Source organism: Pseudomonas sp. RA_15y_Pfl2_54 (genome assembly GCF_963971015.1).
In the GTDB taxonomy this organism is placed as follows: Bacteria; Pseudomonadota; Gammaproteobacteria; order Pseudomonadales; family Pseudomonadaceae; genus Aquipseudomonas; species Aquipseudomonas baetica_A.
Genome location: NZ_CAXAPN010000027.1, coordinates 19,078 through 34,141 on the forward strand (window position 1 = coordinate 19,078; position 15,064 = coordinate 34,141).

Genomic DNA, 15,064 nt, shown 5'->3' on the forward strand with positions numbered 1-15,064 from the left:
AGCGCTGCGTTGCACCGAAGTGAAAATGTTCTGCGTTAAGTCAAAAGCAGTTCACCGTTGCAGACGTTCGCGCTGGCATAATCCACCGCATCTCAGGTCGGAGAGTGCCTATGTCGCGCTACCTTTTTTTATCCCTCTGCATGATTTTTTCAGCGGCCCACGCCGACGAAAAAACCACCGCGAACGACGCTCATGATCTGGCCTACAGCCTCGGTGCCAGCCTGGGCGAACGCTTGCGCCAGGAAGTCCCACAGTTGCAGATCCAGGCGCTGGTGGACGGCTTGCAACAGGCCTATCAAGGCAAGCCGCTGGCGTTGAGTGAAGCGCGGATCGAACAGATTCTGGCCGATCATGAATCGCAGAATGCCGAGCACGCCGCGATGCCTACGAGCGACGCCGCGATGGAAAACGAGCAGCGCTTTCTGACCGCCGAAAAAGCCAAACCGGGGGTGAAGGAACTCGCCGACGGCATCCTGCTCACCGAGCTTGCGCACGGCACCGGCGCCAAGGCTGGTCCCGATGGAAAAGTGCAGGTGTTGTATATCGGTCGTTTGCCAGACGGCACGGTGTTCGATCAGAACACTCAGCCGCAATGGTTCAACCTCGACAGCGTGATTGCCGGTTGGCGCACCGCTTTGCAGAACATGCCGGTGGGTGCCAAATGGCGACTGGTGATTCCATCGGATCAAGCCTATGGCGCCGATGGTGCTGGCGACTTGATCGCGCCATTCACACCACTGGTGTTTGAAGTCGAATTGCGCGGTGCGACGAGTTGATCAGGCATAAAAAAACGGTGCGCTTTGGGCGCACCGTTTTTTATTGAAAAAGCCAATCAGGCCTGAACCGGATCCTCTGTTTTGTGTGCGGTATGCAGCACTTCAATCAGGCAGTCTTCCAGCTCGAAGCGTTCGTGAAGCAGTCCACCGAGTTCCTTGAACTTCTCTGCAACGCATTTACCGTCATCGCAAAGATCGTTGAACGCGAGGAGTTTTTCAGTGATGACATCAATGCGCGGATAGATCCTTTCGGCGAGTTCAAGACCGCGAGTGTCGCCGAATGCCTTGGCCTCACCGGTCAACTGTTCGTAGATTTCGAAGTGTCCAGCCGATACGTAGTCGACCAGCACGCCGCAGAACTCCTGCAAGGGTTTGCGATTCTCGGACAACGCCTGAGGCTCCGCACCGAGCTTGTCGTAGGCGCCAATCAGCTCCTCACGCTCTTGCAACCAGCGGTCGATCAGCAGATGAACTCCACCCCAACGTTCCTGAGCATTCTGACAACTTTCGAGCATGGCGATCTCTCTTCCCTTGTGGGTCATGCTGCTCTACACCCGCGTCCCGCTTTTGGTTTTGGCTTGGGGGACGGCCGGGCAGAGCGTCATCGAGCAACATAAATCCAATGACACGTGGGGGCCAGATTATGCCCGCACGCCTGTGGCTTCAAGGTACGCAGGAGATAAAGTTCATACAAGTGTTTAATCCCTGATCAGCTTCCGGTGCGACGCTTCGCCGCCGGGCGGTCGTTGCAGAGCACTCCAGACCAGCCGCAACAATTGATAAACGGCAAGAATCGACACCGCTACAAAGAACAACAAACTCCACTCCGGGATACTCAGATCGAACAGGGTCCAGGAGATTTCGGCGCAATCGGCACCGCCGTTAAACATCTTTTGCAACGCGCAGATCCACGGCAAAGCGCTGAACATCGTTTCCGGCGGCGGGGCACAATTGAGCATTTGCAGCACAGGATCACTTTGAATCAATACTTGCCGCCAGGCCGCTGTGGTGCCCCCCAGACTCGCGCCCAGCGCAAACAGCCAGTAGAGCCACAGACCGACACGTTTGGGACCGTGCACCGCCGCCAGACCACAAGAGGCGCACAGCAGCGTGAGGAACAGGCGCTGCACCAGGCATAGGCTGCACGGCGTCAGGCCGACCGCGTATTCAAGATAATAGGAAGCTCCCAGAGCAAAGGCCCCCGCAGTGAAAGCCATGAAGAACAAGGAGCGTGAGCAGGCCAACGACATGGCTTTTCCGTAACAGTAGAGACAGACGGTTACGGTAGAGGAAAGCGTGTCAGCCTTTCAAGGCAACGCCCTGCCGACAGTTCACCAGATGTGTAGGGAAAACCCGACAGGTTCGAGAGGAATAGGTGTAGTCCACTGTAGGACTTTGCCCCTGACGCGCCTTGAAGTTAAATTTTCGGTCGCCAAACGGGGACGAGGGAGCGACCTCCCTCGTGACTTCAGACGTGCGCCGGGACCGGCAGAGGCGCGGCCAGCAGGCGCTCGTCCAGCAGCCCCAGTCCTTCCTGAAACAACTGATTGCTGCGATCAGTGTCGCCCAGTTGCGCGAGCAAGCGCGCCAGTTCCGCACAGGCTTCCGGATTGCGCTGCACACGCAGGCTGCTTTCCAGATAATCCCGCGCCTTGCCCCATAGACTGGTTTGCAGACACAGACGCCCCAACGTCAAGAGCAGGCCTGGATCGTTCGGATGATCCTTTAGCCAGCCTTCAGCGGTTTGCAATTGACGCGCCGGATCGCTGCCGCGAACCAGGCCATAAAGACGTGCCAGATGGCTGTCGTAATTGCGTTTGAGGGCCGTACGCAGCACTTCTTCTGCCTCCACCTGAGCACCTAGCTGACGCAATTGCTCGGCGTAAGCCAACACCAGCGGCGACTCCTGGCGCTGCGCCGAAGTCAGTTGCTGCCAGGCGCGATTGAGGGACTGCAGGCCCACGGAGCCATCCTCTTCGCGCTGTGCAGCCAACGACAGGTTCTCACCCCAGGCACGGCGTTCCAGTTCAGCCAGCTCGGCGCGTGGCAGGACTTTGTCCTTGCGCAGTTCAGGCAGCAATCGAATCACCGCGGACCATTCGCCGCGCTGTTGATACAGGCGCTGCAACTGGCGCAGCGTCTGCACATTGTGTGGATGACGCTCGTGCATCGCTTGCAATGTCACCAGCGCGCCGTCGGTATCGCCGCGGTCGGTCTGCAACTGTGCATGACTCAGAGCAATCGCCAGCTCAGCTTGTGGCTGACGCTCCAGAGCGCGCTCCAGCAGGCCATCACAATCCTCGTAATTGCCTTGTTCGTTGGCCGCGCGGGCAGCACCGAGATAGTAAAGGAGAGGCTGGCGCTCGGCTTCGGCAGCACGATACAAATGACGCTGAGCACTGGCCCAGCGACCTTCTGCCAGATCCAGTTGGCCATGCTCGATTGCCACCTGTACCCGCCGACTGCGGTTGCGCCGTGACCATGGATTGACCACGCCACTGGACGTCATGACCAACTCGACCAACGCCTTGATGCCCCAGACCAGCAACCACAACACCGCGATCAGCGCCAACGTCGCCCACAGACTCGACTCGTAGCGGAAGGACTTGTAGGCCACCAGCACGTAACCGGAATGCTCGGCAATCGCCAGGCCCAATGCTGCCGTCGCGGCGATCACCAGAAACACGATCACATACAGACGTTTCATGGTGTGGCCTCCTGCGCGGTGTTGGCGGCAGGTTTGGCGAAGGGTTTCACCGATTCCTCGGCGTTGACAGTGCGCCGCTCCAGATAGGCTTGCACCGCACTCAGGGTGCCGGTCAGATCCGGGGTGTTGACCGTGACCGGCTCCTTGCTCAGCTCGGCAACCTGCTCAAGCATCACTTTGCTTTGCGGATTGTCCGGGTTGAAGTTGCCATGCAACACGTCCCGCGCCTCGGTCAGCGCCTGGCTGTACACCGGCGCCTGACCATTGAGCGCCGCCCACTGCGCCTGTTCCAGCGCCAGGCTCAGCGCCAGGCGCACCTGGCTCAGGCTCTGCCCGGCCAGCAGTGGCTTCACATTCTTGTCAGCGTTGAAATCAATACGAATGTAGCGAGAGACCTCATCCCACCACTGTGCCCAGCGACTGGCGCCGTCACCATCGGCCGTCAGGCCGAGCAGCGACTCGCCGCGATCCTTGTACTCCGGCGCCAGTTCGGTAAGGCCGATGACCTGATCACGCAGCGCCCCCAGACGCAGGAACAACCCGGTGCGATCCGGCTGCTCGGTGCTGCGCAATGCGACGAGGGTTTTGGCCACTTGCTCACGAGCAGCGAAAGAGCCGGGGTCGTTTTGCTCGCGAAGAATTTCGTCGGCGCCCTGCACCAGGGCTTGAGCGCTGCTGATGTCCTGCAACGCCGAAAGACGCAGGCTGGCCAGACGCAGCAGGTGTTCGGCCTCGGCCAGACGCCAATCCTTGCGACTGGCGCCAAGGACGGTTTCCAGACGTTGACTCAGTCGTTGCTGATCACCCTGAAGCTGAGCCACCAGCCGCTGGCGATCAGCAAGTTCGTCGGCGCCCGGCAACTGCGCGAGACGCTCGCTCAGCCGCTGCTCGCTGAGCTTCAGGCTCTGCGCTTGATCATTCAACGCCTGGACCTGACCCGACTGCTGCTCAGTGTTGGTTTGCAGGTGACGCACCTGCCAGACACCCCAACCACCGATCGCAACACCGGCAGCACCGAGCAACAGGGCGACGATGGCCAGTCCATTGCCTCGGCGCGGCTCTTTGGCCGGCGGTGGGGTTTCAACCTGCTTTTCAAGCACAGGCTGGACGTCATCTTTAGGCAAGGCTGTTTCGCTCACGTATCCATCCTTTGCATTAGAAAACGGGCACGGGATGCTCCCGTAGCGCCGTCAGCAAAGCCGCGGCACTCGCGCCGCGACAATCCACAACTGTTTGGGCCCCGGCGGCAACTGCCAGCTCGGCGACCCTTGGGCTTGGAACAAACAACGGCAACTGCGCAATCGCAGGCCATGCATCACCGGCCATCCGGCGCAGATGCTCAAAACCCTGTCCACTGCTGACCACCAGCCCATTCAAGCGTTCCGCTTCGATACGCCACGGCAACTCTCGCGGCGCATACGCTGGCAGATCGCGTCGATACAACTCCAAGTACTCGACACTAGCACCAAGCTCGCGCAAGCGCTCGGCGAGCAGCTCGCGGCCGCCCTCCCCACGCAGGATCAAAACCTGCGAACCGGGCCGGGCCACAGCTTCACCCAGACGCGGCAATTGCAGCAAGGCTTCGCTGTCATCGCCTTCTGCCGGGAAGCTCACATCGAGGCCGTGATCCTTGAGAATCTGCGCAGTCGCCGCACCGACGCTAAACCACGGCATCGCCAGAGACTGCATGCCATGGGCCTTGAGCAGATCCACTGCAATTCTTGCCGCCGGTTTGCTCACCACGATCACCGCGCTGCAACCGGGCAGCCTCGTAATCGCCTGACGTATTTTGTCAGAGACCGGCAGTGGTGCAATTTCCAAAAGCGGCAGGCAATTGCTGAAAACCCCCTGCGCGGCCAACGTCTCGGCGAGCGCCGCACAGTCATCGGCAGGGCGCGTCAGCAGCAGGCGCCAACCGGTCACTCGTGACCTGCCTCGCCGTACACCGCTTTGAGAATGTCAGCGGCACCCTGGCTGAGCAGGTCTTCAGCGACCCGCACGCCCAAGGCTTCGGCATCCGCGCGCGGCGCCCGGGCTTGGGCGCTGAGCAGCTTGCCGCCGCTCGGTTCGCCCACCAGACCACGCAACCACAATTGCTCGCCTTCGAGCACGGCGTAGCAGGCGATCGGCACTTGGCAGCCGCCATTCAAATGTTTGTTGAGTGCGCGTTCGGCCGTGACACGCGAAGTGGTATCGGCGTGATGCAGTGGCGCCAGCAAAGCGTGAATTTCGGTATCGGCGCTGCGGCACTCGATGCCGACCGCGCCCTGACCACCGGCCGGCAGGCTGTCGTCGACACTGATGGCCGACGTGATGCGGTCTTCGAAACCGAGGCGAATCAGCCCGGCCGCCGCGAGGATGATCGCGTCATACTCCCCGGCATCGAGCTTGGCCAGGCGAGTGTTGACGTTGCCGCGCAGGAAACGGATTTCCAGATCCGGGCGGCGGGTGAGCAACTGCGCCTGACGACGCAGACTGGAGGTGCCGACGATGCTACCGGCTGGCAAGGCATCAAGACTGGCATAGGTATTGGAAACGAAAGCGTCGCGCGGATCTTCACGCTCGCAGATACAGAACAGTCCCAGACCTTCAGGAAAGTCCATCGGCACGTCTTTCATCGAATGGACGGCGATGTCGGCTTCGTTTTCCAGCAGCGCGGTTTCCAGTTCCTTGACGAACAGGCCCTTGCCGCCGATCTTCGACAGCGGCGAGTCGAGCAGCTTGTCGCCGCGACTGACCATGGGCACCAGCGTCACCAGCAGACCCGGATGGGCCGCTTCCAGACGGGCTTTGACGTATTCGGCCTGCCAAAGGGCCAGTGCACTTTTTCGGGTGGCGATGCGGATTTCGCGAGAAGACATGGATCAATCCGTACTGAATAGATACGGCGGATAATAACAGCTCAGTCAAATCCACTTTGACTTGAATCAGAAACGGCGCGGCCTCCCTGGCCTGCGATGCCCGGTAAAGAGAAATGTGAACCGCCCGGAAAGGCCAGGTTACAGGCCCTGCATCATTTTGCGCACACCCGCCACATGCCGGCGGCTGACAATCAACGCGTCGCCATTGAGCCCTTTCAGAAAGAGCTGGAAATGCCCCAGCGGCGTGCGTTGCAGACGTTCGATCCGGTCGCGGGCGACCAGCGCGTTACGGTGGATGCGCACAAAGCGTTCACCAAATTCGTCTTCAAGGGCCTTGAGCGGTTCGTCCAGCAGCACCTCGCCAGACTCGTGGCGCAAGGTCACGTATTTATGGTCGGCGATGAAGTAGACCACCTGATCCAGCGGGATCAGTTCGATACCTTTGCGGGTGCGAGCGCTGATGTGACTGCGCGGGCCGTTGCCGCTTTCGGCAGCGGGACGGGTCAGGGCCGAGAGTTGCGCCCGGCTGGGACGCTCAGCCCGTTTCAGGGCGTCATGCAAGTGTTCGGTTCGCACAGGTTTCACCACATAGCCCACGGCGCTGGCCTGCAGGGCTTCCACGGCAAATTCATCGGGACTGGTGCAAAACACCACGGCCGGCGGCGTTTCTCGTTCGCACAGACGGGCAGCGACCTGCAGGCCGTCCAGGCCCGGCATGCGGATATCGATCAGCACGATATCCGGTTTGTGGCTGTCGATCAGTGCCAACGCCTCTTCGCCATTCGTAGCGCTGGGCTCCAGGACTGTATAACCCTCAAGCTCGCTCACCATTCGGCTGAGGCGCTCGCGAGCCAGTGGTTCGTCATCAACGATCAGGACATTCATATTGCGCTGGATTCCTGCGTGAGTCTCGCACAAGGATAGCGTAGACAGGTGGAGTGACGTCCGTCACCGCGATCCACGCTAAGACTAGTCCGAGCACCAAAAAGTGCCGTACGTCGGCCAGCAATATTTGCCAGTGTCCGGGTCGTACTGCTCAAAGCCCGCTGTTTCCCGCGTTTTTCACGCCGTTTGTCCAAGGACAATACACCCACCCCCTTATTATCAGTCGGCGGCCAGACCCTTTCGCGATCTGCACTCGCGCCGACCCTTATGTCCAACTGTAGACGCTCGTCGGGCCGATATTGCTCAATCGGAAAATATCCTTGCGCAAATCCCCCGGCGACCGCGACGACTATGGACGAGCAGATGAGAAAAAAACGTATCGACCAGTGTCAGCGACAGCAATGGCAACCCTGTTATTATCCGCGCCAGCGTTTCACGCCTTTTTCTTCAAGCCGATACGAGCGAATTCATGAGCACTGACAAGACCAATCAGTCCTGGGGCGGCCGCTTCAGTGAACCCGTCGACGCCTTCGTCGCCCGCTTCACCGCCTCCGTCACTTTCGACCAGCGCCTGTATCGCCACGACATCATAGGCTCGATCGCCCACGCCACCATGCTGGCCAAGGTCGGTGTGCTGACAGATGCCGAGCGCGAGAGCATCATCGACGGCCTGAAGACCATTCAGGGCGAAATCGAAGCCGGCCAGTTCGAGTGGCGCATCAAACTCGAAGACGTGCACATGAACATCGAAGCGCGCCTGACTGATCGCATCGGTATCACTGGCAAGAAGTTGCATACCGGGCGCAGCCGCAACGACCAGGTCGCCACCGACATCCGCCTGTGGCTGCGTGACGAGATCGACCTGATCCTCGCCGAAATCACCCGCCTGCAAAAAGGCCTGCTGGAGCAAGCCGAGCGCGAAGCCGCGAGCATCATGCCGGGCTTCACCCATTTGCAGACTGCACAGCCAGTGACCTTCGGGCACCACATGCTGGCCTGGTTCGAAATGCTCAGCCGCGACTACGAACGTCTGGTCGACTGCCGCAAGCGCACCAACCGCATGCCCCTGGGCAGCGCAGCACTCGCTGGCACCACCTACCCGATCGACCGCGAATACACCGCGCAACTGCTGGGCTTCGACGCCGTGGGCGGCAACTCGCTGGACAACGTATCCGATCGTGATTTCGCCATCGAATTCTGTTCGGCCGCGAGCATCGCGATGATGCACCTGTCGCGTTTCTCCGAAGAGCTGGTGCTGTGGACCAGCGCGCAATTCCAGTTCATCGATTTGCCGGATCGTTTCTGCACCGGCAGTTCGATCATGCCGCAAAAGAAAAACCCCGACGTGCCAGAACTGGTGCGCGGCAAGACCGGCCGTGTGTTCGGTGCGCTGATGGGCTTGCTGACCTTGATGAAAGGCCAGCCGCTGGCCTACAACAAGGACAATCAGGAAGACAAAGAGCCGCTGTTCGACGCCGCCGACACGCTGCGCGATTCGCTGCGTGCGTTCGCCGACATGATCCCGGCGATCAAGCCGAAACACGCGATCATGCGTGAAGCGGCGCTGCGCGGTTTCTCCACCGCAACCGATCTGGCCGACTACCTCGTACGCCGTGGCCTGCCGTTCCGTGATTGCCACGAAATCGTCGGCCACGCCGTGAAGTACGGCGTCGACACCGGCAAGGATCTGGCCGAGATGAGCCTGGAAGAACTGCGTCAGTTCAGCGATCAGATCGAGCAGGACGTGTTTGCCGTGCTGACCCTGGAAGGCTCGGTGAATGCCCGTGACCACATCGGCGGCACTGCGCCAGCGCAGGTCAAGGCAGCGGTTGCGCGCGGACAGGCACTGATCGCCAGCCGCCAAAAAGCCTAAAGCTTCGCGAGCAAGCCCGCTCCCACAAGGTACTTATGGTGTTCACCAAAGTGCCTGTGCGGGAGCGGAGTTGCTCGCGAAAGTGACCTGAAAACGCTACAAACCCTACTTCTCAGCCGCGATCATCGCCAAAAACGCCGGCATCGCCGCCTCTTTATCCGCCGCAATTTTCTGCACATGCGGATTCTGCTCAAGCCGCTCCAGTAGCGCTTTCGCCTGCGGCATCTCTGCCAGCAAATCAATGCCGAACAACTTCTGCCCTACTGCGCAGGCCAACGGCACGCTGTAGAGGAAGTACAGATCCGCGATGCTCAGGCTGTCGCCGGCCACATACGGGGCGAATTTGCCATGTCGGCCCAGCGCCGCAAAACCCAGCAGCAACTCGGTCCTGGTCTTTTCCTTGATCGCCTCCGGCAGCGTCATGCCGAAGAAGGCTTCGCCATAACAGGCGCGTCCCGGCAGCTCGATATACAACTCGATCTCTTTGGCAATCGCCAGCACCTGCGCGCGCTCGAATGGATCGCTTGGCAGCAGCGGCGTGCCTTTGTGCGTCTGTTCGAGGTATTCGAGAATGATCGCTGTTTCATTGATGAACCCGCCGTCGACGCCCAGCACCGGCACTTTGCCGCGCGGGCTGATCGCCAGCGAATCCGGGGTCTGCGCGGGGTAAAACGTGACCTCTTCGAACGGCAGGCCTTTTTCCATCAACGCCAGCTTGACCATGTTGTAGTAGTTACTGACAGAGAATCCATAAAGCTTGAACATCACATAGCCTCCAGGCCGTGCGGGGGGAGTGGGCAGTGCCTGTTTATAGATCGCATACGCGATTCCCGCCAGCAGCATCACGCCACTGAATGCGGGTAAACTGGCGACTTTCCTTGAGGAGCCTGCCATGAGCGAGCCGACAGACATCAATACTGACGACGACGAAGAGTTCACCGAGTCCACGCTGATCGAAGCCATCGAAAACCAGATCGAAAGCGACAACCCGCCTGCGGCCAAGGCAACCTTCAACAAGTTGACCCTGGTCGGTTACGAGCGTGAGGATATCCTCAACTTGATGGCCCACGTTCTGGCCTACGAAATCGACGCCATGCTCGATGACGACCGCGCCTTCAATACCGAATGGTATGAGACCGCGTTGCGTGCGCTGCCTGAGTTGCCACCCGAAAAGCAATAGTCGCCGCTTGCCCTGTGGGGCCTGCTCGCGAAAAGGCCGAACCATTGGAAATATGCGGTGCCTGACGCGCCGCATTCGCGAGCAGGCTCGCTCACACACAATTTCTCACCCCTCCATCCGGCCTTCTGCCAGCCCCTGACTACACTGGAATTCGCCCCCAGACAAAAACCCTGACGCGCACACTGGACAGTCCGCGCCGGCAGGTTCACCTTAGGGGCGCTGTCGTCCAATTCCTAGAAAGTCTGGAGTCCTTATGTCGCTTACCCCTGAGCTGGTTGCCGAACTGGAAGTCCTCGCACTCTTCAACCTGGACAGTTCCCAGGAAGGTTTGAAAATTCATCAGACCGCTGCCCCGAAACACATCGCCGCTGCCAAACGCCTCTTCGAAAAAGAACTGACCGACCAGCCTGATGGCGGGTATCTGACCAGCCTGGGTCGCGATGCTGCGCAAAACGTGCAAACCGTGCTGACGATTCTGAGAGAGCAAGAAACCGCCTGACCCTTCCCGACTTTGCCCACGGGAACTCCTGCCACGGGATTTCCGCGGGCCCATCCGTTCGCCAGCCGTCACCTCGCGATATAAATCTGACGTCAAAAAACAAATTCAGCTTAAAAGTCCCTCTGCGCAAAGGCTAAACTGCCCCAAATTCCGAGTCCCTTAACGTCCGAGCCCGCGAGCCGGTTTGAGCTGACATGACGCGCACCCACGAAATCCGCCCCGACCTGGACGAGGGAATTGACCGCAAGGTCCTCAGCCAACTGCGTGCGCGTTTTCTCAAACTCAATGAAGGTCGTCTGGGCCGCGCACTGGAAGGTCTGTCGACGCGCCAGCAAAGCGTGCTGACGCTGTTGCCGCTGTTCTTTCATGTCAATCATCCGCTGCTGCCGGGCTACGTTTCAGGCAGCACGCCGGCGGGCCTGTCCAATTACGAGCCAGACGCCAACGCCCTCGCCGAAGCCCAACGCCTGACCCGATCGTTCTCCTACAAGCCGCGCCACGGCAGTAATCCACCGCGCCCGATTCACGGCCTGTTCCTGATGGGCAGCCTCGGCACGCTGGCCCAGGCCGATCAGAGCGACATGGACGTGTGGGTCTGCCACGCGCCGGACCTGAACGAAAGCGAACTCGCCGAGTTGCGCAAAAAATGTCAGTTGCTGGAAACCTGGGCGGCTACCCAGGGCGCCGAGGCGCATTTTTTCCTGATCGATCCGGTCCGCTTCGTCAAAGGTGAGCGCGACACCCAGCTCAGTTCCGAAGACTGCGGCACCACTCAGCACTATCTGCTGCTGGACGAGTTCTACCGCACCGCAATCTGGCTGGCCGGGCGCACGCCAATCTGGTGGCTGGTGCCGGTTTACCAAGAAACGGCCTACGATACTTACACTCACACGCTGATTTCCAAGCGCTTCATCCGCGCCGACGAGACCCTCGACCTCGGACATCTGGCGACGATTCCGCCGGGGGAGTTCATCGGCGCCGGGTTGTGGCAGCTGTTCAAGGGCATCGAGTCACCCTACAAGTCGGTGCTCAAACTGCTGCTGACCGAGGTCTACGCCAGCGAACACCCCAAGGTGCATTGCCTGAGCCTGCGCTTCAAGCAAGCGGTGTTCGCCAACCGGCTGGATCTGGATGAACTGGACCCGTACATGGTCGTGTACCGGCGCATCGAGGAATACCTTACCGCCCGCAACGAGCCAGAGCGCCTGGAACTGGTGCGCCGAGCGCTGTACCTGAAGGTCAACCGCAAACTCACTGGCAATAGCCGCACTCAGAGTTGGCAGCGCGCCTTGCTCGAACGTCTGGCCAGCGAGTGGCATTGGGATCAACGGCAACTGGCGCTGCTCGATAGCCGTAGCCAGTGGAAAGTCCGTCAGGTCAGCGCCGAACGCCGGGCGCTGGTCAACGAGTTGAATTACAGCTATCGCTTCCTGACCCAGTTCGCCCGTACCGAACAGACCGTCAGCCTGATCAACAAACGCGACCTCAACGTTCTCGGTCGTCGTCTATATGCAGCCTTCGAGCGCAAGGCTGACAAGGTCGAGTTCATCAACCCCGGCATCGCCCCCGATCTGGCCGAAGACACCCTGACGCTGGTGCAGTCGCCGAACAAAAAAGAGCCGGGGCAAACCCAGTGGGGGTTGTACAACGGCAGCCTCACGGCACTTGAGTGGGAACACTTCGCGCCGATCAAGCGCAGTCGCCAGCTACTCGAACTGCTGACCTGGTGCCACCGCAACGGCGTGATTGACAGCAGTACCCGACTGGCCCTGCACCCGGGCACGAGTGACCTGAGCGAGTTCGAGCTGTTCAACCTGCTCGGCAGCCTGCAACAGAGCATCGCCCTGCCCTTGCCCACGGTGGCGGAAGAGCCCTTGCTGCGCGCCGCCGTGCCCGGCGAAGTGCTGATTCTGGTCAATGTCGGCGTCGACCCGCTCAAGCATCACCGTGACCTGAATATCGTGATGACCACCGAACGCACCGACTCGCTGAGCTACGCCGGGGTACGCGAAAACCTCGTGCTGACCCTCGATCAGGTCACGCTCAATAGCTGGAACGAAGTGCTGGTCAACCGCTTCGACGGCCCTCATGCTTTGCTTGATTGCCTGCGCGACTATCTCAACAACCTGCCTCGCGGGCCGATGCAACCGTCGCTGAAGGTGCGTTGTTTCTGCCACAACCGCGCGCAGTTCATCGCCCGCCGTGTTGAAGAAATCGTCGACACGGCACAGCATCTGTTGCTCAGCGAGTTGAATCACCGCTACCTGATTCAGGTGCAGCAGCACTATCACGTTCTGGAGTTGGTGCCCGGCCAGGTCAACCATGTCGCCCTTGCCACCCTGCCCGCCTTGCTCGACTACCTCGGCGAAGAACAGCCGAGCTACAGTCCGTTGCATCTGGACCCGATGGCGCTCGATGAACATGACCTGGCGCTGATCCTGCCGATGGGTCAGCCCGAGTCCATTCAGGTGTTCTACCGGATCACCGAGCAACAGGCCGAGTTGTACGTGCTGGATGAGTTCAACGCATTGTGGCAACAACATTTGCCGTATCACGACGAACAGAGTCTGCTGGTGCCGCTGCAACGATTCCTGCAATCGATCCAGTTCCGGCGTGAAGCGGTGCTGCCGATGGATGCCGGCTCCGCTGCCAGCTTCGAGACGTTGTATTACCAGTTATTGCCGTCTGGCCCGGGACGGGCGCGGCGGGTCGAAGCGCGGCCAGCACCGCAGACACCGGTCAACAAACCGTTCTACGACGTGCAGGCAATTGTCGGCAAAGCCGCACCGGGGCAAGTGCAGGTCACGCTGTATTGCAATCAACGGGAATTCAGCGAGCTGGAACATGGCGACCAACTGTTCAGCGTGGTCGCCCGGGAAATCGTCGAACAGCGCCGCGAGACCGAGCGCTATCGCTGCTACATCACCGACCTGGACCTGTCGGGCCTGCTCGGTGATGGGCAAAGTTCAAGCAATCTGTATCTACGCTACAAGGCGGATCTGGAGCGCGCCCTGAACGAGGCGCTCGAACAGGTCTGAGGCAGGCTTATTCGCGGAAATCGCCGCCGTTGGCCGGCTGCGATTCGACTTCCAGCAAGGTCAGTTTCAGGGTCTTGCCACCGGGTGCCGGCCAGTCGATGTGCTGACCGACCTTCAGGCCCAGCAGCGCACTGCCAACCGGCGCCAGAATCGAGATCTTGCCTTCATCGGCGTTGGCATCCTTGGGATAGACCAACGTCAGGTGATAATCCTTGCCGCTGCTTTCTTCGCGGCAATGCACGCGGGAGTTCATCGTGACGACATCGGCAGGCACTTCTTCGTGGCTGACCAGGGTATCGGCGCGATCCAGTTCGGTTTGCAGCGCGATAACGCCCGGCAGCGTGTCGTCCAGGCTGTCGATCAGGCGCTCCAGACGCTGCACGTCCAGACGAGTAAGGGTGATGGAAGGTGCGGTCATGATCCGAGCAGACTCCTTTCTTCTGCACACAAAAAAAGCAAAACCCCGCCAAAAAAAGACGGGGTTTTCATCAGGCCTCGATGGGTTGAGGCGTGTTCGGACACTATCACAGCTCAAAAAATATACAAGTCACGCCCTTGTGGCGCGACGTTGCTGTGCCTGCGCGCAAATCACCCGCCGCCGCTCATCGTCTGCCGAACGCCACTCGCGAATATCTTCGACATGCCGGAAACAGCCGAGGCAGACCTTTTGTTCGTCCAGCCGGCACACCCCGCTACACGGCGAAGGCACCGCCGGACTGATGTTGCTGTAGAGCGGCTTGGGCGGACGAACGGGAGCGGTGTCAGTCACGGAATCACAGACCTTCGAAGTCGAATTCGGCACCGGCCTGCTGCTTGACGATGCGCTCGAGCATTTCGCCCAACTGCTCTTCGCTCTTGTCGCACATCCAGCGCTCGCTCTCTTCGTCGTAGTCGAAGTGGAAACCACCGGACACGGCCGCCAGCCATAGCTGACGCAATGGCTCCTGACGACTGAAGATCAGCTGCGAGCCGTTTTCGAACTTGACGCTCAGCACGCCGGCCGAACTTTCCAGATCGATATCCAGGTCACTTTCATCAAAGATGTCTTCCAGTTTTTCCTGGGTTTCATCGACCAGATCGTGGAAACGGGCTTCGGACAAACTCATTGCGGCAACCTCAAAAAATGTCTGATCAGGCTCAAGCGCCGAAAGATACGGACGCCGCCGGCCGATTGCAAAGGATAACGACCAAGGACCAAACGCACTACCGGCGGGAGCGGGCTTGCTCGCGAAGAGGCCGGCAAGT

At 60.0% G+C, this 15,064-nt stretch carries 16 protein-coding genes and 1 pseudogene; 5 read left to right on the top strand and 12 right to left on the bottom strand.

The window, feature by feature from the left end; genetic code table 11:
• Positions 1 to 110: 110 nt before the first annotated feature.
• Positions 111 to 776: an FKBP-type peptidyl-prolyl cis-trans isomerase gene (locus tag AACY50_RS19300; RefSeq protein ID WP_339430465.1), complete on the top strand. Its 666-nt coding sequence runs from the start codon at positions 111 to 113 to the stop codon at positions 774 to 776.
• Positions 777 to 832: 56 nt separating this feature from the next.
• Here the strand turns inward: AACY50_RS19300 and rsd are convergent, their stop codons facing one another.
• From rsd to AACY50_RS28830, 8 genes and pseudogenes are all read right to left on the bottom strand, one after another.
• Positions 833 to 1,291 carry a sigma D regulator gene (gene rsd, locus AACY50_RS19305; RefSeq protein WP_339430466.1) on the bottom strand — a complete coding sequence of 153 codons (459 nt, stop codon included), beginning with the start codon at positions 1,289 to 1,291 and terminating at the stop codon, positions 833 to 835.
• A gap of 183 nt (positions 1,292 to 1,474) precedes the next feature.
• The gene (locus AACY50_RS19310; protein WP_339430467.1) at positions 1,475 to 2,026 is read right to left on the bottom strand and encodes a disulfide bond formation protein B; all 552 of its coding nucleotides are present in this window, start codon (positions 2,024 to 2,026) and stop codon (positions 1,475 to 1,477) included.
• Positions 2,027 to 2,244: 218 nt separating this feature from the next.
• A complete protein-coding gene (locus AACY50_RS19315; RefSeq protein ID WP_339430468.1) occupies positions 2,245 to 3,483 on the bottom strand; it encodes a heme biosynthesis protein HemY in 1,239 nt (412 codons plus the stop codon).
• Entirely contained in the window at positions 3,480 to 4,622 is a 1,143-nt protein-coding gene (locus AACY50_RS19320; RefSeq protein WP_339430469.1) for a uroporphyrinogen-III C-methyltransferase, read from the bottom strand. The genes AACY50_RS19315 and AACY50_RS19320 overlap by 4 nt, the downstream gene beginning before the upstream one ends.
• A 16-nt stretch (positions 4,623 to 4,638) precedes the next feature.
• Positions 4,639 to 5,406 carry a uroporphyrinogen-III synthase gene (locus AACY50_RS19325; protein WP_339430470.1) on the bottom strand — a complete coding sequence of 256 codons (768 nt, stop codon included), beginning with the start codon at positions 5,404 to 5,406 and terminating at the stop codon, positions 4,639 to 4,641.
• Entirely contained in the window at positions 5,403 to 6,344 is a 942-nt protein-coding gene (hemC, locus tag AACY50_RS19330; RefSeq protein ID WP_339430471.1) for a hydroxymethylbilane synthase, read from the bottom strand. The genes AACY50_RS19325 and hemC overlap by 4 nt, the downstream gene beginning before the upstream one ends.
• Positions 6,345 to 6,482: 138 nt before the next feature.
• On the bottom strand, positions 6,483 to 7,229 hold the full coding sequence (locus tag AACY50_RS19335; protein ID WP_339430472.1) for a LytR/AlgR family response regulator transcription factor: 747 nt from the start codon (positions 7,227 to 7,229) through the stop codon (positions 6,483 to 6,485).
• Positions 7,226 to 7,366: pseudogene (locus AACY50_RS28830) on the bottom strand (sensor histidine kinase); the annotation flags it as partial. The pseudogene AACY50_RS28830 and the gene AACY50_RS19335, both read right to left, overlap by 4 nt.
• Positions 7,367 to 7,698: 332 nt before the next feature.
• Between AACY50_RS28830 and argH the strand changes: the two are divergent.
• Positions 7,699 to 9,102: an argininosuccinate lyase gene (gene argH, locus AACY50_RS19340; protein WP_339430473.1), complete on the top strand. Its 1,404-nt coding sequence runs from the start codon at positions 7,699 to 7,701 to the stop codon at positions 9,100 to 9,102.
• Between the two features lie 105 nt (positions 9,103 to 9,207).
• Here argH and AACY50_RS19345 read toward each other — a convergent pair whose 3' ends face one another.
• Entirely contained in the window at positions 9,208 to 9,867 is a 660-nt protein-coding gene (locus AACY50_RS19345) for a glutathione S-transferase family protein (RefSeq protein WP_339430474.1), read from the bottom strand.
• A 127-nt stretch (positions 9,868 to 9,994) separates the two neighbouring features.
• Here AACY50_RS19345 and AACY50_RS19350 point away from each other — a divergent pair, with 127 nt between their 5' ends.
• From AACY50_RS19350 to AACY50_RS19360, 3 genes are all read left to right on the top strand, one after another.
• Positions 9,995 to 10,282, top strand: coding sequence for a hypothetical protein (locus tag AACY50_RS19350; protein ID WP_339430475.1), 288 nt, complete (start codon positions 9,995 to 9,997; stop codon positions 10,280 to 10,282).
• 253 nt (positions 10,283 to 10,535) lie between these two features.
• A complete protein-coding gene (locus AACY50_RS19355; protein ID WP_003229392.1) occupies positions 10,536 to 10,781 on the top strand; it encodes a TIGR02647 family protein in 246 nt (81 codons plus the stop codon).
• Positions 10,782 to 10,975: 194 nt separating this feature from the next.
• Complete coding sequence (locus tag AACY50_RS19360; protein WP_339464642.1) at positions 10,976 to 13,819, top strand: class I adenylate cyclase; 2,844 nt, start codon at positions 10,976 to 10,978, stop codon at positions 13,817 to 13,819.
• A 7-nt stretch (positions 13,820 to 13,826) separates the two neighbouring features.
• Here AACY50_RS19360 and rnk read toward each other — a convergent pair whose 3' ends face one another.
• The 3 genes from rnk to cyaY all read right to left on the bottom strand — a co-directional run bounded on the left by rnk (position 13,827) and on the right by cyaY (position 14,925).
• Positions 13,827 to 14,237: a nucleoside diphosphate kinase regulator gene (gene rnk, locus AACY50_RS19365; RefSeq protein ID WP_221730835.1), complete on the bottom strand. Its 411-nt coding sequence runs from the start codon at positions 14,235 to 14,237 to the stop codon at positions 13,827 to 13,829.
• A gap of 129 nt (positions 14,238 to 14,366) precedes the next feature.
• Entirely contained in the window at positions 14,367 to 14,588 is a 222-nt protein-coding gene (locus AACY50_RS19370) for a DUF1289 domain-containing protein (RefSeq protein ID WP_339430477.1), read from the bottom strand.
• Positions 14,589 to 14,592: 4 nt separating this feature from the next.
• Positions 14,593 to 14,925: an iron donor protein CyaY gene (gene cyaY, locus AACY50_RS19375; RefSeq protein WP_339430478.1), complete on the bottom strand. Its 333-nt coding sequence runs from the start codon at positions 14,923 to 14,925 to the stop codon at positions 14,593 to 14,595.
• Positions 14,926 to 15,064 lie beyond the last annotated feature (139 nt).